A 26855-nucleotide genomic window follows, 5' to 3' on the forward strand; every position below is an offset into this window, starting at 1 on the left:
CCTCCTGACCACGGCCGCCTGGCTACTTGGCGGCGACTTCCTTGCCCTTCACGAAGTGGCTCTCACGGACGACCTTGCCGTCCTCGCTCAGTTCCTGCACCACGCCGTCCTTCAGGCCGTGCTGGTAATGCTCGATGAAATGCGGCTTGCCGCTCGCGAAGGAGAGCGTCCGGGTGCCGTGGTAGTTGCTCTCGCGGAACTCAATCTTGTCGTACTCGTTGCCAGCCTCGTCGAAGAAGAACCAGGTCCCCGTCTTGTGGCCGTTCAAGTACTGGCCCACCGCCGCCTTCTTTCCATTCGCGTGGAACGAGCGGTACGGGCCGTGCGCGACGAGGTTTCCTCCGGCCAGTTCCGGCTTACGGCAGAACAGCCCATCCGCCTTGGAGCCGGCCTGCTTGGTTCCTTCCGGACACGCCAGCTGCGTCGTGGTGTCTCCCGCGAAAGCCACGGGAGCTGCGAGAGCCAGGCCCAGGGTGAACATCCGCATCAGCTTCTTGGACTGCATGGAGTCTCCTTTTGAAGTCGCCGGAACGCCCCAGCGCGCACCAGACAGGACGGAGAAAAACCGACTGAAATTCACGGGACATCCTCGCGCCTTGAAGTCTCCACCCAACCCCTGGATGTCCTGAGCGCGGAAGAAACGAAGAACCCCGCCCCGGGATTCCTGGGCGGGGCTCCAATGACTTCGGTGGACCGAGTCCCCTGGATACGTCAGGGACCCGTCATCCAGTTGGCCTTAGTAGTTGGCCTGGTGGCAGGCGAAGTTGCCACCCGTGAAGTAGTAGCCCAGCGAGGCCGTGTTGGACGACGGCAGCACGCAGAGGTTGGCGACGATGTCCGCGCGGTTCCCCGAAACCGTGTAGTTGCCCGAGGAGGAGCTGATCGACGGAGCCTGCGCGGTCCCGTTCACGAGGACGTAGAGGAACCCGTTCAGGCCGGCGGACGTCGCGGGCCAGGCCGTGTCGGCGTACGCGGAGATGGTGATCTTCACGCGCTTGGTCGAGGTGTTGCCGCAGAAGGCAGTGTCCGTGGTGGCGGTGCCGGTCGCGACCTTGAAGATGATCGGACCCGTGGTGCCCAGCGCGGCCTTGTTGCCGAAGTTCTGGTAGTTCTCGCAGGTCGGGGCCGGGGGCGCCGAGCAGGTGCCGCTGTAGCAGGCCGAGCCGTACGCGCAGGTCGCCTTGCCCTCACCGGTGCAGGTCGTCGCGGCAGGGCTGCACACGCCCGTGGTGGTGTTGCAGGTGTTGCCGGCGCCGCAGTCAGCGTCCTTGGTGCAGCCCTCGGGGGTGGAGCCGGGCTCCTCGCAGCGCTTGGACACGGTGCCGCAGACCAGGTCCGTGGTGTCGCCCGAGTTGCACAGCTGGTTGGTCTGGCACTGGCAGACCTTCTGCGTGTTGGACGAACCGGCCAGCACGGCGCAGTTCTTCTCGGAGTCGGCGCAGTCCGAGCCGCTCTCGCAGGTGTCCATGCACACGCCGGCGGCCGTGTTGCAGAAATTGGAGGAGCAGTCGGTGTCCGACGTACAGGACTCGACCGTCGTCGCGTCATCGCCACAGGCCGTCAGGGCCAAGCTCATCGAGCTCAAAGCGGCGAGCATCACCATCATCTTGCGCAGCTGCATTCGGAACATCCTCCTGGATGGGTTACGTCGCCCGGCGTCTCCGGCCACCTGACTCCAGACACCGGGCTTGAAGTCGAGCGGGCTTTAGTCCTCTCGCTCCAGACGTGTCAACGAGTGTCGACCGACCTTCCTACGCCTCCCACCCTGGGAAATTCACTGTTCACGAAAGCGCACAATCCAGGCGCACGTCACAGCGACATCGCCGTCATACGTGACGGCGATGTCGCTGCTGGATTTCAGAACGTGAACGGGAAGTCGATGGGCTCGCCCTGCTTCTGGTGCTTCGGGAACGACCAGCTCTTGATGAGGCCCGTGATGCACGTGGCCATGTAGCTCGTGCGGAACTCGTCCGTGCGGCACGACACCGCGGTCGTCTTGCCGCTCGTCTGGACCGTCCAGCGCATCACCAGCTTGCCGCTGAGCGAAGGGTCCTTCTGCTTCTGCTCGTTCACGCACTTCACGATGGCCGGCTTGTTGTTCAGCACCACCTGCATGATGTCCGACTGCTGCAGGCGATCCAGCGTGCCGCCTCCCGGCTCGGGCGGGATGTACGCCGTCGCCGTCGGCTTGCTCGCGGGCTTCGCGGTCGTCGTCTTCTTCGTGCCGAACAGCTCGTCGAAGTCGTCATCCCCGCCACCGGAGTTCGACGACGAAGACGACGAAGACGCCGCGGAAGGCTTCGACACGGTGATCGCGTCGCCGTCGTCGTCGTCATCCCGCGAGGAGCCTCGGCTTCCGTTGGAGCCCGACTTGCGATGGTTGCGCGAATCCACGCGCGCCACCGCCGTCCCCATGTTGGGCGTCGCGGAGGCAGGCTTCACCTCCGCCGCGGGCGGAGGAGGCGTCGGCGTGGCGGCCGGAGCCGTGGCCACGGCGGCGGGCGGCGTTGCCACCGCCGCGGGCGGAGTGCCAGCGACAGCAGGTGTCCCCGCGGCAGCGGTCGCCGCGGTGCCTTCAGCAGGCGGGGTCGGCGTCGCCGCGGGCTGCACCGCCGCCGGAGGAGGCGTCTGCACCGCCGCGGGAGGCGGCGGCATGGGCGGCATCTCCGCCTTGGGAGTCGGCGCGGCCGCGACCTGGACCGGCTGCTCCGTGGGACGCTCGGACGAATTGCCGCGCGCGACGAAGACGACCGCGGCGCCCGCCATCACCAGCACGCCCGCCGTCACCGCGACCATCATCCCCGTGCGGCCCTTGCCGCCCGTAGGTGCCGCCGCGGGCGGCGGATAGGCCGCCGGATAGCCGGGAGGCGGATAGCCCTGGGGCTGCTGCCCGTACGACATCTGGGGCTGCTGCGGCGCATAGCCCGGCGGCTGCGGCGCGTACTGCTGCTGCACCGGCGGCTGCGGCGCGTAGCCCTGCGGCTGCGGCTGCGCGTAGGCCTGGGGCGCGGCCATTCCCGGCGCGGCGGCCATCATGGCCCCGGGCATCGACGGAGAGGACACCGGCTCCGGCGGCGGCATGGGCACATCCAGGAGGCGCGACTGTGACAACGGCTCGCGCTCCAGCGACGGCGCCGGACGCGGCGGCGGCTTGCTGAGAGCGTCGTTCTCCTCCTTCACCAGCGAGGCCAGCACGCTCGCGGCCGAAGGCTTCCAGCCCACCGGCTCCTCGGCGACGGCCGAGTTGCCACCCGCACCCGGACGCGAGGCGCCCGCGCTGAAGGCGGACTCCACCGGGCCGGCGGGAAGCGTGGGCGACGACGTGGACACCGGCGCGGGCGCGACGATGACCGGCTTGGCCGGACGCGGCGCCAGCACCGACGCCAGCTCCGCCGTCTCCGACAGGGGAATCCAGTCGCTGAAGCCCGAACGCCAGCAGAGATTGTCCGGGCCCACCTCGCCACGGTCCCAGGCGTCCTTCACCTTCTCGACCGTCCAGGGGCCCACCTGCTTCTCGTCGATGGCGACGTACCACTCGTGCGTCGCGGCGGCGGCCTTCTCCTCCGCGGTCGGCTCGGCGGATTCGGCCTCGGCGAGCTTGCGCACGGCCTCCGCCTTCGCGGCCTTGGCCTCCGCTTCCGCTTCCGCGGCCTTGAGCTTCTGCGAACCCGTGCTCAGGACCTGGTCGAAGACCGCGCCGATTTCATCCTCTTCCACGTCCGTGAAGAGGCCGCCTTCCGGCGGTGTGCCCAGCGAGGCGGGCAGCCCCGTTCCGGACGACTCCACGATGCGGGGCGCGTTCGCATCCGCGCTGCTCTTGGTCTCGGTGGACGCGGAGGCCTCCGCTCCGCCCTCCTTCGCCGCCGATGCACCGGCGGGCCTCACCAGAATGGTGTGACCGCACTTCTTGCAACGCAGCTTGACCCCCTTGGGGCCAATCTTGTCGTCGCTGATCATGTACTGCGCGCGGCAGCTGTCGCAGACGAAACGCATCGTTCCCGTAAGCCTCAGAAATGACGGGCGAAATCCCGTCTGAATCGTAGAAGTGGCTACCGGCGGAGATCAAGGACACCTGCCTTGAACGCCCGCCTGCTTTCAACGCGTGAACCCTCGTTGCGGTCTGAGGGCCTTACTTTCGCACCTGGACCTCGACGTGTGTGCCAACGGCCACACGCAGCTCGTGCAGGTCCTCGGAGGTGGCGAACACCAGCAACTCCCGCAGCTTGGTGCGCGGGGCGACGCGGAAGGAAGACCCCGTCTCGCCCTGCACCATGCGGCGCACGGGCTCCAGCTCGCCCGCGGCGAAGAGGCCCGCGCGCGACGCGGTGAGTTCCGCGCCCTCCAGCCACGTGCGCACATCCTGCGGCGTCGCCGTGGGAAGGTAGGCCCTCGCCACCTTCGCCAGGGCGGCCCGGTCCGGCTCGCTCAGGCTCTTCTGGAGCAGCTGCCGCTCCACGTCCACCAGTCGCGGATCCACCGTGTAGCGCACGTTGCCCACCACCAGGCTGAGCGCGGCCTGAACCACGGCCTCCAGCCGCTCGGGCGCGACGCGCTGGCTGAACGCCAGCTCCGCGCGGGCCAGGGCCAGGGTACGACCCAGGAGGTAGTACACCTCCTTCTGCCCCTGCTCCGCGAAGTACTTGCCGCCCACACGCACACACGCGGGATGCGTCTGGAGCAGATCCACGTTCACGAGCGGCTCGGGGGCCGGTTCGTTGGAGCGCTTCGCCAGCCGCTCGCGCGTGGCCACGAGGAAGGGCGAGTACAGCTCCACCGCCTCCATGCCGAAGAGCCGCGCGACGTAGCGGTAGTGGTTGACGTGGTACTCCTGCGCCGTCGCCACGTCGATGCGGTGGCGCTTGGGCACCAGCTGGTACTGCGGGAAGGGCACCGCGTACAGGTGTCCCGCCTTCTCGAAGAGCAGGCCCAACAGCTCCGACAGCGGCCCGCGCACCTTCGGGTGGAAGAGCGCGGTCTGCCACAGCCGGTCCGTCAGCGGACGCTGCGCCAGTTCCTTCTTCTTCGCGTAGGGCCCCAGCTTGGTGAGGATCTCCTGCTCGTCCTCGCCCGCCTCGCCCAAGAGGCCCGACACCGCCTGCGCGGCGAGCCATGCGGTGTCGTAGTCCTTGCGCACCGCGGACAGCCGCACCAGGTGGCCCACCACCTTGCGCGGATTCTGCGTGTTCGGCAGCGCGCGGCGCAGCGCCACGATGGCCTCTTCCTCGCGGCCCGGCATCTGGCCCGCGACCTCCGCGAACGTCTCCTGGATGGAGGCGTCGTCCGGCAGGCCTTTCGCCGCGACGCCGTAGGCGGCCACCGCGCCCTCCGGATGCTTGAGCACCTGGAGGTACAGGTCGCCCAGCGCGCGCCACAGCGTCATGCGCGCCGGGTGCGTGTCCGGCGTCTTGGGCAGACGCGCGAGCATGCGCGTGTAGTTCTCCTCCAGCACCTTCCACTGGCGCGCGCCGCCGAGCATCGCCTCCAGCGCGCTGAAGGCCTCCACGAAGCGGTGGTCCAGGTCGAGCGCGGCGTTGAGGGCCTGCGTCGCGCCCTCCACGTCCTTCAGCTCGTCGCGGCGGATCTCGCCGAGCGCGAACCACACGCGCTTGGCCTTGTGCGGCTCCAGGGCGAGCGCGGGCAGCGCCAGCATGCGGCCCAGCACGTCCGCGGCCTTCTGGCCCTGACGCGTCTCGCGCAGCAGCCGGTAGAGCGCGTCCATCACCTCCGGCGAGTCCGGCTGCGTCTTGAGGGCGCCGGTGAACGCGTCGATGGCCATGTACGGGTCGTGCAGCTCGTCGCGCGCGATGCGGCCCAGCTCCAGGTAGACCTTGACCTTGGCCTCGCCCTCCAGGCCGTTGACGAGCTCCTGACGCAGCTCCGCGGACTTGTCGAAGTTGCCCGCCTTGTCCATCAACGTCACCAGCGCACGCAGCGTCTGCTCGTGCTGCGGGTCGATGGTGAGCGCCTTCTCGAAGTGGTTCTGCGCGCGGTCCGTCTGGCCGAGCGCGGCGTGCACGTCACCCAGCTGCCAGTAGACCTCCACGACCTCCAGGTCCGTCAGCTCCTCGCGGTGGTGGATGAGGATGGTCTGGAAGACCTTGAGAGCGTCCTCATACCGCTTCGCCTGCACCAGCAGGTTGCCGTAGCCCTCGAGCGAGGGCAGGTACGTGGCGTCCAGGCCGTAGGCCTTCTCGTACGAGGACAGGGCCTTGTCGCGGCGGCCCAGCTTCTCCGTCACGTAGCCCAGCCGGTAGAGCTGGCGGCAGAGGTCCTGCGCGATGGCGGGGTCCTTCTCCGCCATGGCCTTCTCCGCCATCTTGCGCGTGACGATGTCCAGCATCCGCTCCGCGGACGCCCAGTCCTCGCGCGCGATGTAGACGTCCGCCAGCGGGCGCGCCGCATCCAGGCTGTCCGGGACGTGCTTGAGCGTCTCCTCCCAGTAGGGCGTGGCCGTGTCGCGGTCCTCGCGCGTCTCCGCGTGGTAGCGCGCGACGTCCAGCAGGGCCTTGCCCTTGGCGGCCGGATCATCCGTCTGCTGCGCTTCCTGCAGCAGCGTCTGCTCGTAGCCGCTCCAGTCCTGCTCCTGTTCCTGGATGCCCTTGAGGGCGCGGATGGTGGGCAGGTGGCCCGGGTCGATGGCGAGCGCCTGCTGGTACGCGTTCCGCGCGCTCGACATGTCCGAGAGCATGTCCTCGTTGATCTTCCCCAGGCGGTGCCACAGCTCCACCGCCACCGGGTCGCTGCCCACGACCTGCGCTTCCTTCTGGAGCATCTCCAGCGCGAAGGGCCAGTTGCCGCTGCGCTCGTAGAGGTTGCCCAGGGCGTGCAGCGCCTGACGGGACTCGGGGTCCGTGGCGAGCGCCGCGTGGTAGCTGTTCACCGCGCGGTCCACGGCCTTGAGGTTCTGGTACTGGACGTTGCCCATCTCCACGTACAGCTCCGCCTGCTCCTGCGGGCTGGTGGCGAGCGCGAGCTGCCGCTCGTACGCGAGGAGGAGGTCCTCCCACCGGGACTGCGCGCGGCGCAGCCGGATGAGGGACTTGATGGCCGACACGTTCTGCGGGTCGATGGAGAGCACGCCCTCCACGCACGCGTCGGCGTTGGCCGGGTTCTGGTACGTGTCCTCCCAGATGGTCGCGCTGCGGAAGAGGACGCGGACCTTCTCGCGGTAGTCCTGGGACAGCTCCAGCATCCGCTCGTAGATGGCGAGCAGGTCCGCCGGCTGATCCAACCGCGTGTGCAGCCGCTCCAGCGCCTCCAGCGCCTCGCGGTTGACGGGGTCGAACTCCAGCGCCATGCGGAACGCGGAGACCGCGGACTCGTCGTCCTTGAGGTCGCGCTCGTAGACGGTCGCAACCTCCACCTGGATGCGCGCACGCTCCTCGTTGGACGCCGCGAGGTCGCGGGCCCGAAGCAGCGTGGTGGCCACGTCGCGGAACGCATTTCCACGCCGGTAGAGCTTCGTGAGGACGCCGAGCGTCTCCAGGTCCGGCTCCAGCTCCAGCGCGCGCAACAAGGAACTGGCCGCCTCCGTGGGGTCGTCCAGCGTCTCGTCCCAGACGCGGGCGATTTCCTTGAGGATGCCCTTGCGCGCCTCGATGGAGCCCGCCGCTTCCAGCTTCTGCTCCAGCGCGACGACGTACTCGCGGTCGCGGCCGCGCCGCTGGAACACCGCAGCCAGCCCGTCCAGCGCGGTGGAGTTGGTGGGGTCGAACTCCAGAATCTTGCGGAACGCGGCCTCCGCCGCCTGCGGATCATCCAGCCGCGAGTCGTGGATGCGCGCGAGCGTGGCGTAGATGCGCTCCGCGAGCGGGCCACGGGGCAGCTCGTCCGCGACCTCCTCGTAGACCGCCGCCAGCTCCTCGTGGCTGCCCGTCTCGTCCGCCAGGCGCTCCACCTCTTCGCGCAGCGCGTCCTCGGCCGCGTCCAGCTGCAGCGCGCGGCAGAGCGCCAGGAAGGCCACGTCCTTCTGGCCCAGGCGCTCCTCCTGCACCCGGGCGATCTCCCGCAGCGCCGCCATCTTCTCCTCGCCCGTGACGAGGTGGGGCATGTAGCGGTCCATCACCGTGGCGTACGCGCGCCAGTCGTTGTTCGCGCGGTACAGCGCGCACACGCGCTCGTAGGCGGTGCGGTTGGCGGGGTCGAGCTCCAGCACCTTCTCCAGCGCGCCGGCGGACAGCTCCGGCTTGCCGCCCTGCCCTTCCCACAGGTCCGCGACCGTGAAGTACGCGGCGATGGCCGGGTCGCGCTCTTCAGTCGCCAGGTGCACCTGGACCTTGAGCTCCAGGGCGCGCACGGCGTCGTTCCACGCGCGCAGCGACACGGACAGCGCGTACACGCGCTCCAGGTCGGAGACGGTGTGCGGCTCCACCTCCAGCGCGCGGCGGGCCGCGTCCAGCGACTCCTCGCGCCGGCCCATCCCCGCGAGCACCTCCGCCATCCGCAAGCGGAGCGCCTTCACGCCGTCGCTGCTGTCCTGCAGCGGGATGAGGCGGCGAAGCACGCCCACCAGCTCCTCGCGCTGGCCCGTCTCGTCGTACAGCTCGCGCAGCGTGTCCAGCACGCCGCGGTGGCGCGCGTCGCGGTCGAGCGCCGCCTTGAAGAACGGCACCGCCGCGTCCGGCTGCTTGAGCAGTCGGTACACCACGCGGCCCAGCCGCTCGTTGAGGCGCACCACCTCACGCGGATCCAGCGTGATGGCAAGGCGGCCCTCGAGCATCTCCCGCAGGTCCTGCGGACGGCCCGCGCGCTCGTACAGCGACTCCAGCGCGGTGAAGACCTGCTCGTTGCGCGGGTTCTTCGCCAGCAGCTCGCGGTACAGGTCGATGGAGCGGCCCAGGTCCGACAGCCCCTCGGCCGACACCTGCGCCATCTTGCCCAGGACGCGGTCCCGCTCGCTGCCGGAGACCTTCTCCGACTGGAGCTTCAGGATGGCGTAGAGCTTCTCGGACGCGCCCGCGCCCTCGTAGATGCCCTCCAGCAGCCGCGCCGAGGCGAGGTGCGACGGATCCAACGCGAGGATGGCCTCGTAGGCCCCCGCGGCACGGTCCGGGCTGTCCATCCGCTCCTGGTAGAGCTGCCCCAGGCGGAAGAGGAAGCCGATCTTGTCCGCGGCTTGAGTCGCGCCGGTGGCCAGCGCCTCCAGCACGCCGGCCAGCTCCGGCCACGCCTCCAGGTGCAGATAGAGGCGGTCCAACGCGACGAGCGAGCTCTGCTGCACCGACGTGTGCAGCGTGCGCGCACGCTCGAAGTAGGACACCGCGCGGTCCGGGTCGCGCAGGCGCGTCTCCAGTACCTGACCCAGCTTGAGGCACACCAGGGCCGCGTCGGCGGCTTCGGCGATGCGCGGAAGGGCCTCCTCGTAGAGAACCACCAGCTCGTCGTAGCTGCCCGCGACGTCGGTGGCGTTCTCCAGGCGGCGGCGGACCTCGCTGTCGTTCGGGTCTTCCTTGAAGCCGCGGTAGAGCGCGAGGAAGGCCAGCTCGCTCTCGCCCTGCGTCTCGCGCAGCGTGGCCAGCTCGCCGAGCAGTTGCTTGCGCTCGATGGCATCCGGCGACACTCCCACGCGCGTTTCAATCAGCTGCGCCAGCCGCATGACGTCACCGCTCGCGCGGAAGGCGCGCAGCAGCGTCTCCACCGCGAGCAGGTTCTGCGGCTCACGCGCCACGATGGCTTCCATGCGGCCCACCGCGCCCGGGTGGTTGGGCTGCATGGACAGCACCTCGCCGTACAGCGACAGCGCGCCTGCCTTGTCGAGCAGCTTGGACTCGCGCACGGTCGCCAGGCGGAACTTCAGCTCCAGGCCCTCCTCCGGCGGCATCAGCGCGATGCGCCGCGCGAGGACGTCCGCGAGCTCCGGCCAGCGCTCCTGCTTCTGGCAGAGGCTGTCCATGCGAGCGAGCGCGACCGCGTCGTCCGGCTGCAGCTCCAGGAGGCGCCGGAACGTGGCCAGCGCGCCCAGCGGATCCTTGAGCTGCTCCTCCTGCAACGCGCCAATCTGGTGGAGCACCGCCGCGCGCCGCGCCGGTTCCTCCGACAGCGCGAGCTGACGGCGCAGCACCTCCAGCAGCTCCGAGGGACGGCCCGTCGAAGCCACCAGCCGCGCGGTGCCATCCAGCGCCTCGGTGTCCGTGGGCTTGAGCTCCAGCACGCGCTTCCACGACTGGAGCGCCTCCGCCGGTTCACCCAGGTCCACCTGCATGCGGGCGAGCGCGCGGTACAGCTCCGCACGGGCCGCGTCGCTGGCCTTGGGGGCCACCTCGGTCAGCACCGCGCACAGCTCCTCGGGCGCCTCCGCCTTGTCCACCAGCTGGATGCACAGCTCCAGCGAACGCGGATCCTCCGGCAGCTCGCGCAGCGCGCGCGTGGCGGAGAGGAACCCCATCTCCGCGTTCTCCAGCGCGTTGGCGTAGATCTCCGCGATGCGGCGCAGCAGCGCGGCCCGCTCCTGCGGCACGGGCTCCGCGGAGGCGCGCGACTCCAGCATCTCCACCTGCTTCAGGTGGTTGCCCACCGAAGCGAAGATGGGCTCCAGGGCGCTCGCCGCCGCGCCTCGCAGCGGGCTCTCCGAACGCGCCAGCTCCTCCAGCGCACCCACCGCGCCCGGGTGGCCCGCGCGCCGCGCGAGCACCGCCTGGTACAGCTCCAGCGCGCCGCGCGGATCATCCAGGCGCGACACCTTCAGCCGGCCCAGGCGCACACGCAGGTCGGACGCCTCTTCCTGCGCGTCGCGTGCGTCCGCCATCTGGATTTCGCGCTCGACGTGCTGCGCGAGCTCCGCCCAGCGCTCCATGTCCGCGAGCACGCGGCCCAGGAGCTTCAACGCGTTGGCGTTCTCCGGACGGCGCTCCAGGACTTCGCGGTACGCCTGCGCCGCCAGCGACTTGTCCGCCAGCGTCTCCTCGGCCAGGTGAGCCAGCTCGAAGAGCAGGTTGATCTGCGAGGCCGGATTCACCTCCGCGGACACCTGCCGGCGCATGACGAGCGCCAGCTCCCGGTGCGCCCCCGTGCGGCGGTGCACTCGGGCGATGGCCTCCAGCACCGGCCTGTTCATCGGGTCGCGCCGGCTCACCTGCTCCAGGGCGCGCACCGCCAGGTCGTAGCGCTTCAGGCGGTTGTCGTAGATGGCCGCCAAGCGCCGCCACAGGTCGCCCGCCAGGGGCTCCGCGGGGTCGCGTTCCAGCTGATCCTCGTAGGCCGCAGCCACCTCCTCGAAGGAGCCTGAGTCCGCCGCGAGCCGCTCCAGCTCGTCGCGCACACCGGCTTCCGCGGGCAGCTCGTTGAACGCGCGCAGGCGCGCGACGAAGGCCAGCGATGTCTGGCCCAGGCCCTCGCGCAGGACGGCGATCTCCTGCAGCCGCTCCAGGCGCTTCTCCGGCGGAACGCCCGGCAACAGCACCTCCAGCACGTCCACCAGCTTCCGCGTGTCGTTGAGGCCGCGGTAGACGGGCTCCAGCAACCGCGCCGCCTCCAGGCGGGGCCCGTCGTGCGCGAGCAGGCGTTCCAGGCCCGCCACCACCTGGCCGTCGCCCGGCGACAGCTCCAGCAGCCGGCGGTACACCGGCAGCGCTTCGGTGGGACCGACTTCCTTCTCCAGCAACTGCGCGCGGCGCAGCAGGTACGCGCGGCGCCCGGGCTCGTCCGGCGCGAGCTCCGCGAGCTGATCCAACACGTCCGCCTGCTCCACGAAGTGGCGTGTCTTCGCGTACAGCTTGTCGAGCGCCAGCAGCCCCTCGGGCACCTTGCGGTTCGCCAGGGCGGAGCGCAGGACCTCGATGGCCTTCGCGTCCTCGCCCGCGCTCGCGTAGGCCTCGCCGGCCTTGAGCAGCAGGCCCAGCCGCGCCTCCGGGTCGGTGGAGAGCTGCGCCTGACGGGCGTAGACCTCCGACAGGCTCTTGGCGTTCTGGCCCTTCTCGTAGAGCCGGGACAGCGCCTCCAGCGCCTGACGGTCCTGCGGCGCGTCCGCCAGAAGGTTCTTCCAGAGGCGCGTGGCCTCCTCGGGCTGATCCAGGCTCTCACGCAGCTCCGCCGCGCGGCGCAGCAGGTCCAGCGTCGCCGGGTCTCCCGCGGTGAGCTCCACCGCGGTGGTCTCGTAGATCTCCGCCAGCACCTCGTGGCTGCCCGTATCGCGGGCCAGGCGCTCCAGGTCCGGACGCACGCCTTCGCGGTCCAGGTCGTTGGCGAACGCCTTCACCGACGCCATGAACGCGAGCGACGGCTGCTGCATGTCGCGCTCGTAGATGCGGCGGACCTCTCCGGCGAGGATGATCTTCTCCACCGTGAGCGCGGACTCCATCCGCGTCTCGCGCAGCGCCACGCGGCGGGCATGGTCGCCCACCTGCGCGAGCACCTTGTCCAGCACCTCCAGCGCCGCGCCGCTCATGGGCACGGCCGCCTTCACCCAGGCCTCCAGCGCGGCCCTCGCGCCCGGGTGGCCGGGGTCCTCGGTGAGGATGCGCTTGTAGAGGCCCAGCGCCGCGTTGGCGTCGTCCAGCACCGTGCGCAGCAGCTCCGCCAGGCGGAAGGACACCTCACGCCCCTGCGGGCTCTGGCCCTCCTGGTTGCGCCGCAGCGTGAGCGTCCACGCCAGGTCCTTGGGACGGTTGAGGTCCGTGTAGAGGCGGTCCAGCGCCGTGGCGGCCTCGCGCTGCGCCGGGTCGCGCTCCGCGATGGCGCGCCACGCGGACGCCGCGCTCTCCTTGTCGGTGAGCTTCGCCTCGTGCAGCAGCGCGGCCTCGCGCAGACACACGAGCTGATCCGCGGGCTCCTGGATGGCCGCCGCCAGCTTCTCCAGCACCTCCGCCAGCGCCGCCCACTCCTCGCCCGCGCGGTGCAACCGCTGCAACGCCCGCAGGCTGTCGAGGTTGCCCGGCTCCAGCTCCAACAGCGCCCGAAGCGCCTTCACCGCGCCGGGCCGGTCGTCGAGCTTCTTCTCCTGCACCTCCGCCAGCTCGCGCAGCAGCGCCGCGCGCGCGGGGCCCACGTCGCCCTCCTCTGTCAGCTCGGAGAGGATCTCCGCGAAGCTGTCGAGCGAGTCCGCGTCCTCCGCGGCCTGACGCGCGGCGGCCCGGAGGCCCGCGTCCGACGGCGCCAGGCGCAGCGCCCGCGCGAGCGCCGCGAACGCCAGCTCCGGCTGCCGCAGGTGCGCCAGGTGCACCTGGGCCGCGTGACGCAGCGCCTGCACCCGCCCGGTGTCGTCGCGAGCCACCTCCGAGAGCACGTCCAGCGTCGCCACCAGCTTGCGGTGCTCCTTCGTGCGCTCGTACGCGGGAATCAGCGCGCGCGCCGCCGCCTCACGCGAAGAGCCCGAGGCCAGCATCGCCTCCAGCGCCGAGAGCGCGTCCGGATCCGACGGACGCTGCCGCAGCAGATCCGCGTAGCTCTGCACCGCCTCCGCGCCGCCGTCCTGCGAGCCCTGCAGCAACTGCGCGCGGCGCAGCTTCAGCCGCGACACGTGGTCCGCGTCACCGGCCGTCTCCGCCAGGCCGATCATCCGCGCCAGGGTGTCCCCCAGCTCGCGCTGCATGCCGGCCTTCTCGTAGAGCTCCGCCAGGCGCGGCAGGTGCCGGCCCTCCTCGCCGCCATGCGTGATGGCGGACTGGAGCGCTTCGGCGGCCTGCTGCGGACGGCCCAGCTCCACGTTCAGGTCCACGAGCCGCAGGAGCAGATCCAACCGCTCCGGCCCACGCGTGGCGTGGATGCGCTTGCGCAGCAGCGTCTCCGCGTCCGCGGAGCGGCCCGCGCGCCCGTACAGCCGCACGAGGCGCTGGAGCACCTGCGGCGCCTCGGGCGAGCGCGCCAGCGCGGCCTCCAGCGCCGTGATGGCCTCCGCCGCCATGCCGCCCTCTTCCGCCAGCACCGACGCCTCGGAGAGCAGCTGCACGGCGAGGACGGGGTCCTCGGACTCGGTGGCGAGCGTGCGCAGCACGCGGCCCAGCTCCGCGTGCGCGGACAGGTCGCGCGCCAGGCGCGCCGTCTCAGCGCGTCCCGACTCGTCCTTCGGCTCCTCGCGCACCATGCGCAGCCGCGTGTCGAACGCCGCGCGGCTGTCCGCGAGCTGCTTCTCGTGGATGCCGGCCAGCACCGTCAGCAGCCGCTTGCGCGTGGGCGCGTCCGTCGTGGAGTCCAGCTGTTGCTGGAGCGCCGCCACCTGCCGCTGGTGGTCGCCCGTGCGGCCGTAGTGGTTCGCCAGGGCCTCGGTCAGCGCGACCGTGCGCACGCCGCCGGCCGCCAGCCGCTCCAGGCCGCCCACCACCACGCCCGTGGACACGTTCTCCGCCAGCAGCGCGAGGAACAGGTCCGCCGCGTCCTCCTGGCGGTTCAGCCGCTCCGCGTACAGCTTCGCCTGCCGCGCGGTCCACTCGTTGCGCTCCAGCTGCGACTCGGAGAGCGTCGCCAGCTTCCCCGCCAGCGCCGCCGCCTCCTCGAACTTCGACAGCGCCACGCACAGCGCCTGGAGCCGCTGCACCGGCTGCGTGTCCTCGGGCGCCAGCTGTACCCACTGACGCACGATCGGCTCCAACTCCACGGGCGAGGCACCGGCCGCCTCGCGCCGGGCGATGTCCGTCTCCAGCCGCGTCTTCGGATCATCCGCCAGCGCCGCGGCCGCCTGCAGCGACTTCACCGCCTCGCTCGCCGCGGTGTCTCCCGGCACGCGCGAGAGCACCTCGCGCCACGCCGCTTCCGCCCGCACGGGGTCCGCCAGCGGGCCCTGGAGCAGCTGCGCCAGGTGCCGCCACAGCGCCACCGCCACGGCCGGAGGCGTCGCCCCCTGCGCCGCGCGCAAGAGCGCGTGCGCCAGCGCCGGCTGCGCGTTGGCCTTCTCCGCGTGCTCCACCACCGTGTTGAGCAGCAGCGGCCGCCCCGGCTCCAGCTCCAGCGCGCGCGCCAGCACCTCGAAGGCGCCTCGCTCGTTCTCCTGCTCCTCGAACATCAACGCCAGCGCTTCGCAGAACGCCACGCGCTCGGCGCGCGGACGCGGGGCGAGCATGGCCAGCTCCAGGAGCGGCAGCACCTCGTCCAGCTTCTCGTCCTCCGCCAGCAGGCGCGACAACTGGAAGGCCGCGAGCGCGTTGGTGGGCTCCAGCTTGAGCGCCGCCTCCAGGTGCGCGCGCGCCGCGTCCGCGTCCTGCAGCTGCTGCATGCACAGGTCCGCCAGGCGCAGGCGCAGGCTGGCCTGCTGCGCGCGGTCCTTCACCGTGCCCAGGTAGCGCTCCAGCGTGGCCACCGCGTCCGCGTAGCGCTCCTGGCCCAGCATCAGCTCCGCCGCCAGGCTGGCCGCGTCCGCGCGCGACGCATCCGCCGCCACGGCCTTCTCGAAGGCGGCCAGCGCTCCGGCCGCGTCGTTCATCCGGCCCAGCTTCACCGTGCCCACGCGCAGCCACAGGTCCACCTGCGCCGTGCGGTCGCGCGCCTCGCCCGCCATCGCCTCCAGCTGCGCGAGCGCCGGTCCGTAGTCGCCCGCGCGCCCCGCCATCCGCTCGATGAGCGTCAGCGCTTCCGGCATGCCCGGCCACAGCAGGAAGCAGCGGTCCAGCGCCTCCTTCACCTTGGCGGCGGAGCCCGGGTCGTACCAGGCGAACAGCTTCGCCACGAGCAGCGACAGGCGCGCTGCGCTCTTGCGGTCGCGCTCCTCCAGCGACATGCCGCGCAGCATGCGGACCTTGTCGCGCCACACCTGCTCGAAGCGCTGCATCGCGCGGGTGGCCTTGTCCGCGCGCGCGTTCTGCGGATCCAGCTCACGCGCCACGTCCAACACCTGCTGCGCCAGCGCGTGCTCGGTGGGGTCGTCCACCAGCCGCTCCGCGAGCGCGGCGTACTCCTCCGCCATGCCCGCGTCGCCCAGCGCCGCACGCTCGCGCTGCAGCGCCTCGAACGCCGGCTGGAAACGCTCCTCGGACAGCAGCAGCTGGCGCACGCGCCGGAATGTCGCGCGGTCCGGCTTCACTCGCGCCGCGCGCTGCAGGCACAGCACCGCGCGGTCGCGCCGGAAGAGCTTCTGCTCGTAGAGGTCCGCGGCCTTCAGGTAGTGGCCCGCGCTCTCCTCGCCCTGCGTCGCGGCGCCCAGCCGCTCCAACACGTCCACCAACGACGACGAATCCTGCCGGATCTCATGCAGTCGCTTGAGACCGCGCAGCGCGGGCATCGGGTCCTTCGCGACCAGCAGCGCGCGCTTGAGCAGATCCTCCGCGCGCGGCGCGTTGCGCTGACGCTCGTGTGCCAGCTCCGCCGCGCGGCACAAGAGGCGCGCCGCCTCCTCCGTCGGAACGTCCCGCGAGCGCCCCTCGTACAGGCGGATCAGCTCCTCGACCCGGCCCGTCTTCTCCAGGGCCGCTTCGGTTTCAACGAAGGAGCGGTCATCGGTCACACGCAGCGTGGGACGCGCAGGGGTGGAAGGCTGTTCCATGATGCTCGTTGGCCAAAGGGGGAATGAAACGAGGGCGCCAGCGACCGGAGTGTACCGGCCGCGGGCGCCCCCGGGCAATCATGCAAAACCCGTCAACCGGCGGGAATTATTGGCTTTCTTGCTCGCCAGCCGAGGAAGCATTTTCCGTCGGCGACGCCGCGGAATCAGCGTCGTCACCGGCTTCCGGCTGGCTGCCTGCGGGGGGCGTCGCGGGGGCCTCGGGGAGGGCCTTCGCGCGCTCCACGCCGGCGCTGTCGTTGAGCTGCGTGTACAGGGCGACGGCCTTGTCACGCTGCTGCAGCTCCTCCGCGAGCTGCGCGGCGCGGGGCAGGTGCTCCCCACCGAGCTTCTCGTAGAGGGGCAGCGCCTTGTCCTTGCGGCCCGCCTGCGTCCACGTCTCCGCGGCTGCGGCGATGTCACCCAGCAGCTCCAGCCACCGGGCGCGGCCGGCGGGCTTCTGCTCCTGTTCGGCGCGGGCCAGCTCGCGCTTCGCGAGCTCCTTGGCCTCGTCCTCCAGGGTGAGCCGCTGCATGAAGTGGAACGCCTTCGGAGGAGGCAGGGGGCTCAGCACCTCCACCGCCTCGCGCCGCTGCCCCACGGCCACCAGCAGGGTCGCCGCGCCCAGACGGTCGCCGCGCTCCACCAGGGCCTTCACCTCCAGGCCCCGGATGCGGTTGGCGCCGACCAGGTCCCGGGCGCGCTCGTACGCCTTGCGCGCCAGGGTCAGCTTGTTCGCGCGCTCGTACGCGAGGCCCGCCTGGTCGAACTGCCGCGCGCGCTCGTAGAGGCGTGCGACGTTCTCGAAGTCGGCCTTGGCGACGTAGTGCTCCATGAGCAACTCGTACGCGCCGGCCTTCTCCAGCGTGGGGCCAATCTGCTCCGCGGGCAGCGTGCTCACGAGGCGGCGGGCCGCGTCGTTGTCCTGACCGGACAGCGCCGTGCGCAGCGCGCTCTTCAGGTCACCGCCCGCCTCGAACAGCCGGGTGGCATCCGCGAAGCCGTTGTTGCGCTCGTGCAGGCGCGCCGCGTCGCGCGTGCGGCCCATGCCTTCCAGCTGGGTCGCCTGCTCCTTCCAGTCGCCCGTCAGCTCCGGCATCGGCGCGCGCTCGGGGCGCTCACCGCGCGGAGGACGCTCGCCACGCTCGGGGCGCTCGGCCCGGGGAGGACGCTCGCGCCGCTCACCGGCCGCGCCGCGCTCCGGACGCTCGCCACGAGGAGGACGCTCACCGCGCTCACCCCGGTCCCGGCGCTCGCCGCGCTCCGGACGGTCACCGCGAGGAGGACGCTCGGCGCGCTCCTCACGGGCCGGGGCCGAAGGCTCCGCCGTCGGCTCACGGCCGCTGAGCGTGAAGGCCGCCTGGGAACGGTCCGCGTCGCCCGCGGCGCGCCAGACACGGCCCACCAGCGACATCACGTCCACCCAGCCGTCGAACTTCTCCTTCGCGGGGTCCACGGCCGGCTTCGACGGGGCGGCCTCGGCGGGCGCGCTCCCTTCGGTCGGCTCGGCACCCTCGGCCGGCTCGGCACCCTCGGCCGGAGCAGCAGCCTCGGCGGCCGGAGCCTCCGGGGGCGCTGCTTCGGTGGTGGCGCCCGCTTCCGGCGACGCGGCTTCCGCGCCCGCTTCCGGCAGGGCCGGCTTGGACTGGCGCTGCACGCGCAGGAGCGTGGTGATGAGGCGGCCACGCGTGTTGAGGTCCAGGTCCTCCAGCGACTTGAGGTTCATGGTCCGCAGCGAGCGGACAATGGCCTCCAGCGGACCCTTCTCCGCAGTGAAGTCGTTCTTGGAGAGAGCCTTCTCCAGGACGCTCAGCTCGGCGATGACACGCTGGCCAGGCCCCACCGGGCCCGCGTCGCGATCACGGCCACGGCCTTCACCCCGGCCGCGCCCTTCACCCCGGCCACCGCCAGGACCGCCACGACCTCCGAAGCCTCCCGGTCCGTCACGACGGGGCCCCTGGCCCGGCGCGCCCCCGTTCGGACCGCGTCCACCCGGACGCGATCCACCGCTTCCATTCTCCTGAGCCACGTGAATCTCCCGCTAGAACGCGTAGCGAATGTTGGGCGCCACCGCGAACCCGAAGGCGCCCTTGGAGGCGAGGTAGTTCCCCACGACCTCCAGCCCCACCGAGAAGTGGCGCAGCCGCGTGTAGTACTCCACTCCGGGCCCGGCAAACACAAGAATGTCGGAATCCGGGAGGAGCTTCTTGGGAGAGAACATCGCGTAGCCCACGCCGGCACGGGCGTAGATCCAGGTGCGCTTGACCTCCTGGCTGTCGGCGAAGCCCACCAGGCGGGCGCGCAGCACGGCGCCAGGAACCAGCATGGTGAAGTCACCGGACGCGGCGCCCTGCGAATAGCCGACGTATTCGGCGCCCGCGCGGTTGGCGGAGCCCATGAAGAAGACGCCCAGGGACAGGCGCTCACCCAGGTCCACGCCCAGCTCCACCTGGGCCATCTGGCCAGAGGAGAAGGGCCGCGGGCCGGAGTCCGCGGGCGGGTTGGTGATCCACGACGGACCGCCGTACACGCCGAAGTACACACCGCGCTCGACCTCGTTGAAGGTCACCGCGGGCCGGTCCTGCATCGCGGAACCGGCGCTGGGGGTGTCCTGGGCGCCCGCCATCGCGGGAATGAGGAGCGCGGCGCTCAGGGCAAGAGGAGCAAGGACTTTCTGCATGGAGGGCGGCCTGGTGGGGGGCAGTCCTCCCGCGGGGGCGGGAGGTTGAAGTGAAGAAGCGGGCAGCCCTGAGAACAGGACCGCCCGCGCGGGAAACGGATGTGTTGATTCTACGTCAGTCACCGGCCTGCTTGAAGATGAACGGGTAGGTGACGATCACGGAGCCTCCACCCTTGGGCTCCGGGAACTTCCAGGTGCGCACGCGGCCAGCCACGCAGGTCTCCAGGTCCGAGTTGCCCGCCGTGGACTGCGCGACGTTGGACGTGGCCACCGAGCCGTTGGCGCTGATGACGAACTTCACGGAGACCTTGCCGCCCAGCTTGGGGAAGCGGTTGAGCAGGCTCTCGTAGCAGTAGCGGATCTGCCCGCGGTTGCGCTGGATGACCTGGCGGATGAGCTCCTTGTCCAGCGAGCCCATCACTTCCGGATCCGACGAGGTGATGCCCACGTCCACGCTCTGCTTGCCGCCGAGCGTGCCCACGCCGGTGCCGTAGCTGCCGCTGCCGCCGCCACGGCCCTTGGTGCCGATGCCGCCGATGCCGATGCTGTCACCGGTGCCGCCGCCACCGCCGCCGCTGCCGCGCAGGCCCATGCCGCCGAAGCCGCCCGCGTCGCCCGCCTTGGCGCCGAACATGTTGCCCATGGCGCTCTTGAGCTCACCGCCCAGGCCCGACTTGCCGAAGATGGTGGAGATGCCGCCCTTGCCACCGCCGAAGATCTTCGCGGTGAGGGCGCGCGCCTCGTCCTTCTTGTTCGGGTCGCCCTTGGGCGCCGCGCGGTTGTTGGTCTTGGGCGCGTCCTTCTTGCCCATCTGACCTTCGTCGTTGCGCTGCTTCTGGGCCATCTCGCCCGACTTCTTCTCCTTCTGCTGGTTCAGCTTCTCCAGGAACTTGTTCTTCTGGGTCTCCGGAGCCTTGATGATCAGCTTCGCGATGCGCGCGTCGTTGCCCGCGAGCTCATCCGCGTACTCGTCCCCTTCCCCACTCTGGTTCATGGAGTGGATGACGAACGCGGTGCCGATGAAGAACATCACCAGGAAGATGTTGAGCGCCGTGTAGTCGATGTTCTCGCCCACCGGCACGGCGACGCGCTTGGGCACCGGCTGGAACTGCGCCTCCAGCGTGAGGCCGCCCAGGTCCACCCAGACGAAGTCGTCCGCTTCCAGCGTGAGGCCGTAGGCGTCGCCGTCCTGGGAGGCCTTGCCGGACTCCATCACCGCTTCCAGGTCCAGCGTCTCGCCCTTGCGGGTGAGCTCGCCCTTCATCTTGCGCGCGAAGCGCACGGTGAAGGACTGGCCGTCGGTGCGCAGGACCTCGAAGGTGGGGGCGCCCAGCTTGGCGTCGCCCATCACGAAGTCCACGCCCTTGGCGCTGCCGACCGTGAAGGCCTTCTTCGCGCCGGGGGGCACGAAGAACTCGCCCACGCGCTGGTCACCCCAGAGCAGGCGCAGCGACACGCCCTGCGGGCCGTTGGACTTCGTCTTGCGCACGGTGCGCACGCGCGGCGCGGCTTCCTGCTCCTCGTGCGCGTCGTCCGACTCCGGAGCCTTGGGGGCCTTGGGAGCCCGCGCGGGCGCCACGGCGTTCTTCTGCGTGGGCGCGACGGAGGAATCCAGCGCGGCGACGGGAGCCGGAGCCGGCGTCGCGGCGGGCGCGGGCGTCGCGACCACCGGAGCGGGCCCGGCCACGGCCTGCGCGATGGCGGCGGCGGGGGCCACCGGCGCGACCGTGGGGTTCTTGTCCGTGGGCGCGTCCGCCTGGGCAACGGCGGCGGCCAGGTTCACCGCGGCGACAGCGGCCGGGTTCTCCAAGCGGATGGTGGTGCCACCCACGCGGACCTCGTCACCGAAGGAGACCTGCCCCTTGTTGACGCGCTTGCCGTTGACGTAGGTGCCTTCGACGCTGCCCATGTCGATGATGGACATGGAGCCGTCGGCGGCAACTTCGATGACGGAGTGGATGCGGCTGACCTTGTCGTCCTCAAGGCACAGGTGCGCGGAGGAAAGACGACCAATCTTGATGATGTCGCGCTCGTAGTCCTTGGAGGCGACCAACGTGTCGCCCTTGAAGACCTTGAGTGTCAGGGGTACGGCCATGGAGGGCTCCCGGTAGGCTTTGGCGCTCTTGGACAACGGTGCCGGCGGAAGGTTCCCGCCGTCGATTCAATCCGTGGTGGGGGGATTACAGCTCGCCCACGGACTGCATCACCTTGTCCTCGAAGTCTTCGCGGATGCGGATGAGGTTCGAGTGCTTCACGGTCTTGCGCGCCTCGACGTACTCGCCATCCGGCTTCGTGAGGTCACCTTCAATGGTGTCGTCCTCGAAGTCGACGCTGGTCGTCTTCTGCATCCTGGCGCCGCCACCCTCACCCGCCGCCTTGCCGCCCTCGTCCTGGGCGAAGGCCGGGGCCACCGACAGCGTCACCAACAGCATCAGCCACTTCCGCATCCTGCCTCCACGTGGGGCCTTCCCAAGGCCCACTGGTGTTTCCGCATGGTGGGCCCCCGCCTCGAAAAGCGAGGGGCCCACAAGGTTCGCATCTTCCCGAGCCGCGCCGCCAGCGTGAAGCCACTGGCGGGCGTCTCCCACATCACAGCAGGTCGTCGGTGGGCTCGTCGGAGTCCGCCGGTGCTGCATTCTTCTGGGCAGGGGCCGTCTGCGTGCCACCCGCCGGAGTGGCGGCCGGCTGCTGCGCCCCCGTGCCCGAGGCCGGCGTGGCCTGCGGAGCGGTGCCAGTGCCGGACGCGGGCGTCGCTCCACCCGGAGGCGTCTGGCCCTTCTGCTTCGCCTCTTCCGCCTTCATCGCGGCCTGCTGCTGCGCCTGGAGCGCCTCCATCTGCTTGGCCTGGGCCTCCGCGGCTGACGCCTCGCGCTTGGCCTGCACGATGCTCTCCGCCTCGCGCATGAGGCCGAAGACAGGCGCCTCCGCGTTGATCGCGACCTCGCCGCCGGCCAGCGCGACGTACTTCTTGTAGAGCTCCACCGCGCGCTCGGGAGCGTCCTTCACCTTGTGCAGGATGATGCCGCGGTTGAGGTACGTGGCGCCCAGGTCGGGGTTGAGCTTCTCCGCCTCGTCGTACTCCTGCATGGCCTTGTCGTACTGGCCCTGGCCCTTGAGCGCGATGCCCAGGTCCACGTGCGCGGCGGCGTTCTTGCCGTCCGACTGCAGGATGCGGCGCAGGTGCTCCTCCGCGCCGGGGAAGTCCTCCGCGTTGAGCGCCAGTTGGGCCAGCTCCACGTGCGCAGGCACGTAGTCCGCCTTCGCCTCCAGGGCGCTCTTGAACTGCAGGCGCGCGCCCTCGGTGTCGCCCTCCTTCAGGAGGATGAGGCCCACGGCCTGGTGCAGCTCGGGGTCCGTGCCGTCCAGCTTCACCGCGCGCAGCGCGACGAGCTTCGCCATGGCCAGCTGCTTGCGATCCAGGTAGCTGCGGATCATGACCTTGAGGGCGTTGGTGTTCATCGGGTCGCGCATGAGCGCGGCGCGAGACAGCTCCATCGCCTTGTCGTGGTCGTTGTTCTGCCGGTAGATCTCCGCGAGCCGCGCGCGCGAGCCCGCGTCATCCGGGTAGCGCGTGAGCACGTCCTGGTAGAGCGCCACGGCGCCGGCCACGTCGCCGCCGTTCTGCTTCATGATGGCCAGGTTGTCGGACGCCTGGCGCAGGGACGGCTTCTTGGTGAGCGCGGACGCGTAGCGGGCCTTGGCCTCGTCGGGCTTGCCCATGCGCTCGGCGATGACGCCCAGGTTGTACTCGGCCTCCGCCAGGTTCTGGTCCGCCTCCAGGGCGGCCTTGAACTTGCGCTCCAGCGACGGGTAGTCGAAGGCCTTCGCCTTCTTCTGCGCGTCGAAGGACTTCGTCGCGTCATCGAACAGCAGCATGGCGCGGTTGGAGATGGACACCGGGCCCGTGGGGGCGACGGGCTTGGCGACGGGCGGCGGGGCCGCGGTCTGGGTGGTGGAACAACCGACGGCGGTCAGCGCCAGCGTGGCCAGCAGGAGGGGGCGGAACGGGTGCATGCGACGATTCATTAGAGGAAGTCCTCCGGCTCCTGATCATCAACGGTCTTCTTGGGGGCCCCGTCCTTGGACGCGGCGGCGGGCTTGGCGACCTCGGACTCGGTCTGCTGGCGAAGCGCGTTCGTCAGCGCGGACAGGTCCTCGTTGAGCGCCTCGCTCTTGGCCTGCTTCTCCGGCTCGGACTTGGAGACCGGGGGCGGGATGTCCTGCACGGCGGCCAGCAGGTCGCCGCCCAGCACCAGCTCCTTGTTCTTCAGCGCGAGCTTCTCCTCCAGAACCTCCGGGTAGCGGTCCGGCGCGTAGGTGGTGCGGAGGATCTTCAGGCTCGCCGCGGCGCAGTCGTTGAACACGCCCAGCTCGCGGCTCTTGGCCACCGCGCCGGAGAAGGCCTCCGTGGCCTTGTCCTTGAGCGGCTGGGCCTGGTTGGCGAACTCGTCGCGCAGGGCCTGCTGCGACTCCTCGTCCAGGCCGCGCGGCATGGGCGCGTTCACGACGAGCTCCGCCATGTGGTCATACGCGAGGCCAATGCGCTGCAGCGCGCAGATGGCCGGCTCCGGGGCGCCCAGGGCCACGGTCTGCACGTACTTCTTCTGGACGACCTCCAGCGCGCGGCCCTTGTCGGCCAGCGAGCCCTTGAAGCGCTCCGGCGACGGCGGCACACCCCAGTACAGCTTCAGGCGCTTGAACTCGTTCCAGTCCGGCTCGATGGCCAGCAGGTTCGCCTGCGCGGCGGCGGCCAGCGCGGGCTTCTCCAGCGAGGTCTGCTGACGGCGGGGCAGCTGGTCGAAGTACTCGAAGATGCGCTTGTTCATGCGGCGCACGTCGTTCGTCTTCTTCATCTTCGCGTAGATGTCGACGATGCGGCCCTCGGCCATGAGGAACTTGCTCTGGGAGCGCATGTTGTCGCGCTCGTACTCCTCCAGGAGCTTGATGGCCTTCATGTACGCGCCCTGCTTCACGTACAGGTCCACGACGGACAGGAAGGCGGCCTCCGCGTCCTTCGACTTGGGCCACAGCTCGATGTAGTGCTCGCGGTTCTTGAGCGCGGCCTTCAGCTGGCCCAGGCCCTCGCGGTAGGTGGCCGCGTTGAACAGGGCGATCTGCGCCTTGGACTCGTCCCACTTCTGCACCACCGCGGGCTTCGCGGGGCCGTCGTCGTTGGAGGCCTGCTTCGCGCGGCCCTTGGCCTTGCTCTTCGCCTTGGCCTTCGCGGCCGGCGCGCCGCCCTTCTCGTTCAGGTTGCGCTCGTAGCCGCGCACGTAGAGCTCGTAGGTGCCCGCAGCCTCCTCGAAGTCACCGATGGCCTCCAGCGCCTCCGCGTTCGCGTAGATGGAGTCCGGCACGTACTTGGACCGGGGGTACTCCGCGAACAGGCGCTTGCGGACCTCGATGGCCTTATCCAGGCTCTTCGCCTTGTAGTAGTCGACGGACGCGTTGTAGAGCGCCAGGTCCGCGATCTCCGTCTGCGGGAAGTCGTGGACGAAGTTCAGGTACGCCTCGGCCGCCTTGGAGAACTCCTTCTTCTCCTCCAGCTGGCTGACCAGCTTGAACGACGACTGCTCGATGAGCTTCGCCAGGTCGTCGCGGAACTTGCCGGTGGCCAGCTTGTCGTTGGAGTAGAAGCGGCGGGCCCACTCGTTGACCTTCGCGAAGTCGCCCAGCAGGTTGTACGAGTCGAGGATGAGGTTGGCGGCGATTTCAGCGGCGCGCTGCCCGTCCTCGAACTTGTACTCGGGGTAGCCGAGCGCGATTTCGGAGAAGCGCAGCACCGCTTCGTCGAAGTGGTTGTGGCGGTAGTAGATGTTCGCCGCCTTGAAGGCGATCTCCACGCGCTTGTCGCCCTTGGGGACGTACTTGAGGTAGCGCTCGCACGCGTCCAGCAGCGACTTCTTCAGCGTGGGGATGGCGATCTTCTTCTGGATGTCCGTGCCGGCGGACTCGGACTTGGCCTCGCCGCGCGCTTCAGCGGCCTTCACGACTTCGTCGTAGGCGAGCACCGCGTTGTAGGAGGCGTTGGTCAGCCACTTGCCCGGCTTGCCCGGCTTGGGCTTGCCCTTGTCGTCCTTGGCCTCCAGCACCTTGGCGTCCTGGAGGACGACGAGCGTGTAGTTGGCGGCGGCCTTGTCGAAGTTCTGGAGGTTGTCGTTGAGGAGCTCCGCCCAGAAGAAGCGCAGGTCGTACGCCTTGGGGTTCTCCGGGAAGAGCGTGAGGTAGTCGCTGTACACGGCGTCCGCGTACTTGAAGGTCTCCTCGCTGCGCGTCTTCTTGCCCTCGTTGTGCCAGGTGACGGCGAGGTTGGAGAGCGTGCGCTCGGACAGCTCCTTCGCCTCCGCCAGCGCCTTCTTGTCCTTGTCGTCCTTGATGACGCCGGAGGACTCGACGTCCTTCATGATCTTCACGAGCCGGCGCACCTGGGCCACGGTGCGCTCCTTGTTGCCCATGCGCAGGATGCAGTCGACGATCTTGCCCTGGAAGCCAGGGGCCTCCGGAGACAGCGGCTTCTCCTTGATCAGCGAGTTGTAGGTGATGGCCGCTTCGCGGTCCTTGCCGTCGCCGTAGTACAGGTTCGCGAGCTGCTTCATCATCGCGAAGCGGTCTTCCGGATTGGTGGCGACCTTGCCGAAGTCCGCGCGGGCCTGCGTCACGTCACCCTCGCGGGCGAAGGCGCGCACGTAGTCGGCGCGCGCTTCACGCACCAGCGAGCCCTTCGCCTTGGACTTGCCGTCCTTCTCCACGGCGGCGGCGCCAGCCAGCTCACCGTAGAGGACCACGGTCTTGTACTTGTCCTTCGCGGACTCGTACTCGCCCATGTTGAAGTAGCACCAGCCCTGCTTGTAGAGGGCGAAGGCGTAGACTTGGTTCTCCGGGAACTCGGCGGCCTTCTTGTACGCGGCGAGCGCCTTCTCCAGCTCCGGGCGCTTGCCCTTGGAGTTGTTGAAGTAGTACTCGCCGAAGGCGAAGTACGCGTCCGGGATGTACTTGGACGTGGGGTGCTTCTCAATCAGGCGCTTGAACGCGACGAGCGCCTTCTTGTCCTGGCCGTCCTCCATCAGGTACTGGCCGAGGAAGAAGAGCACTTCGTCCGTGCGCTCGAACTTCGGGTACTCCTGGACGATCTTCGTGTACTGCTCGACGGCGTACTTGCCGTTCTCCTTCACCTTCGCCATCAACTCCGCCTTCTCCGCCTTGGCCTTCTGCTGGGCCGCGGCGTCGTTGCGGTTCATGGCGACGATGAGCTCGTCGTCCTTCCGGTTGGCTTCGAAGAAGAAGAACTTCGACTCCTCCCAGTAGAGCTCGCCCAGGCGGAACAGCAGGCTGGGAGCCTCCTTCTGATCAGGAGACAGCGAGATGATCTTCCTCAGCGATTCGATCTGTTCGCGGCGCTTGGAAGCGACCTGCACTTCCACGCCCAGGCGGAACTGATCATATTGAAGCGCGGGAGCGGCCTGCTGGGCTTCCTTCGGGCGCGTGATGTCGCCTGCGAGGGACTTGTCCACGGTGGTGGTGGACTTCTTGCCCAGGTCAGCGTCGCGCAGTGCTTTCTTCTCCTGGGCCGAAGCCATGGAAGTCAGGAGAACGAGGCAAACGAGTAGCGAGCGGCGCATGGTCTTCCTAGGAGCGGGTGACCGGTGTCCACGGATGCCTGCTTGCTTGGCAAGTGTCCGGGAATCTTCGGGAATTTCCATGAGGGGACTCGTACTATGCGCGGTTTGCGCAAGGCGGGTCAACCCAGACGACGGGACGTCCGGTCCGTTGGAT

General features: G+C 70.0%; 11 protein-coding genes. All 11 read right to left on the reverse strand.

All coding sequences use genetic code 11. From position 1 onward, the window contains the following. Positions 1-22 precede the first annotated feature (22 nt). The 11 genes from D7Y15_RS09930 to D7Y15_RS09975 all read right to left on the reverse strand — a co-directional run bounded on the left by D7Y15_RS09930 (position 23) and on the right by D7Y15_RS09975 (position 26701). Positions 23-505: a toxin-antitoxin system YwqK family antitoxin gene (locus D7Y15_RS09930; RefSeq protein WP_121752404.1), complete on the reverse strand. Its 483-nt coding sequence runs from the start codon at positions 503-505 to the stop codon at positions 23-25. 231 nt (positions 506-736) lie between these two features. Further along, positions 737-1621 carry a hypothetical protein gene (locus D7Y15_RS09935; RefSeq protein WP_121752405.1) on the reverse strand — a complete coding sequence of 295 codons (885 nt, stop codon included), beginning with the start codon at positions 1619-1621 and terminating at the stop codon, positions 737-739. A 236-nt stretch (positions 1622-1857) separates the two neighbouring features. Next, positions 1858-3993 (reverse strand): adventurous gliding motility protein GltJ, encoded by a 2136-nt coding sequence (gene gltJ, locus D7Y15_RS09940; RefSeq protein ID WP_121752406.1) that lies wholly within the window; start codon positions 3991-3993, stop codon positions 1858-1860. A 136-nt stretch (positions 3994-4129) separates the two neighbouring features. Further along, positions 4130-16405 carry a tetratricopeptide repeat protein gene (locus D7Y15_RS09945; RefSeq protein WP_120579080.1) on the reverse strand — a complete coding sequence of 4092 codons (12276 nt, stop codon included), beginning with the start codon at positions 16403-16405 and terminating at the stop codon, positions 4130-4132. Between the two features lie 106 nt (positions 16406-16511). Then, a complete protein-coding gene (locus D7Y15_RS09950) occupies positions 16512-18245 on the reverse strand; it encodes a DEAD/DEAH box helicase (protein WP_199745907.1) in 1734 nt (577 codons plus the stop codon). Next, on the reverse strand, positions 18212-18409 hold the full coding sequence (locus tag D7Y15_RS45210) for a hypothetical protein (RefSeq protein WP_167548190.1): 198 nt from the start codon (positions 18407-18409) through the stop codon (positions 18212-18214). The genes D7Y15_RS09950 and D7Y15_RS45210 overlap by 34 nt, the downstream gene beginning before the upstream one ends. 34 nt (positions 18410-18443) lie before the next feature. Continuing rightward, positions 18444-19082, reverse strand: a complete 639-nt coding sequence (gene cglE, locus D7Y15_RS09955) for an adventurous gliding motility protein CglE (RefSeq protein WP_120581664.1) — start codon at positions 19080-19082, stop codon at positions 18444-18446. Positions 19083-19197: 115 nt separating this feature from the next. Beyond that, the gene (gene gltG / locus D7Y15_RS09960) at positions 19198-21177 is read right to left on the reverse strand and encodes an adventurous gliding motility protein GltG (protein WP_120576029.1); all 1980 of its coding nucleotides are present in this window, start codon (positions 21175-21177) and stop codon (positions 19198-19200) included. Positions 21178-21262: 85 nt separating this feature from the next. After that, on the reverse strand, positions 21263-21529 hold the full coding sequence (cglF, locus tag D7Y15_RS09965; RefSeq protein WP_120576002.1) for an adventurous gliding motility protein CglF: 267 nt from the start codon (positions 21527-21529) through the stop codon (positions 21263-21265). A 142-nt stretch (positions 21530-21671) separates the two neighbouring features. Further along, positions 21672-23108: an adventurous gliding motility TPR repeat lipoprotein GltE gene (gene gltE / locus D7Y15_RS09970; RefSeq protein ID WP_121752408.1), complete on the reverse strand. Its 1437-nt coding sequence runs from the start codon at positions 23106-23108 to the stop codon at positions 21672-21674. Beyond that, complete coding sequence (locus D7Y15_RS09975) at positions 23108-26701, reverse strand: tetratricopeptide repeat protein (RefSeq protein WP_199745908.1); 3594 nt, start codon at positions 26699-26701, stop codon at positions 23108-23110. Before D7Y15_RS09975 ends, gltE begins: the two co-directional genes overlap by 1 nt. Positions 26702-26855 lie beyond the last annotated feature (154 nt).

Origin of the sequence: Corallococcus sp. AB030 (genome assembly GCF_003668965.1) — a bacterium.
Classification (GTDB): domain Bacteria; phylum Myxococcota; class Myxococcia; order Myxococcales; family Myxococcaceae; genus Corallococcus; species Corallococcus exiguus.

Coding starts and splice junctions, on each gene's coding strand:
- gltJ (WP_121752406.1), bottom strand. CDS start 3,993: ATGCGTTTCGTCTGCGACAGCTGCCGCGCGCAGTACATGATCAGCGAC.
- D7Y15_RS09935 (WP_121752405.1), bottom strand. CDS start 1,621: ATGCAGCTGCGCAAGATGATGGTGATGCTCGCCGCTTTGAGCTCGATG.
- D7Y15_RS09930 (WP_121752404.1), bottom strand. CDS start 505: ATGCAGTCCAAGAAGCTGATGCGGATGTTCACCCTGGGCCTGGCTCTC.
- gltE (WP_121752408.1), bottom strand. CDS start 23,108: ATGAATCGTCGCATGCACCCGTTCCGCCCCCTCCTGCTGGCCACGCTG.
- D7Y15_RS09975 (WP_199745908.1), bottom strand. CDS start 26,701: ATGCGCCGCTCGCTACTCGTTTGCCTCGTTCTCCTGACTTCCATGGCT.
- cglE (WP_120581664.1), bottom strand. CDS start 19,082: ATGCAGAAAGTCCTTGCTCCTCTTGCCCTGAGCGCCGCGCTCCTCATT.
- D7Y15_RS09945 (WP_120579080.1), bottom strand. CDS start 16,405: ATGGAACAGCCTTCCACCCCTGCGCGTCCCACGCTGCGTGTGACCGAT.
- gltG (WP_120576029.1), bottom strand. CDS start 21,177: ATGGCCGTACCCCTGACACTCAAGGTCTTCAAGGGCGACACGTTGGTC.
- cglF (WP_120576002.1), bottom strand. CDS start 21,529: ATGCGGAAGTGGCTGATGCTGTTGGTGACGCTGTCGGTGGCCCCGGCC.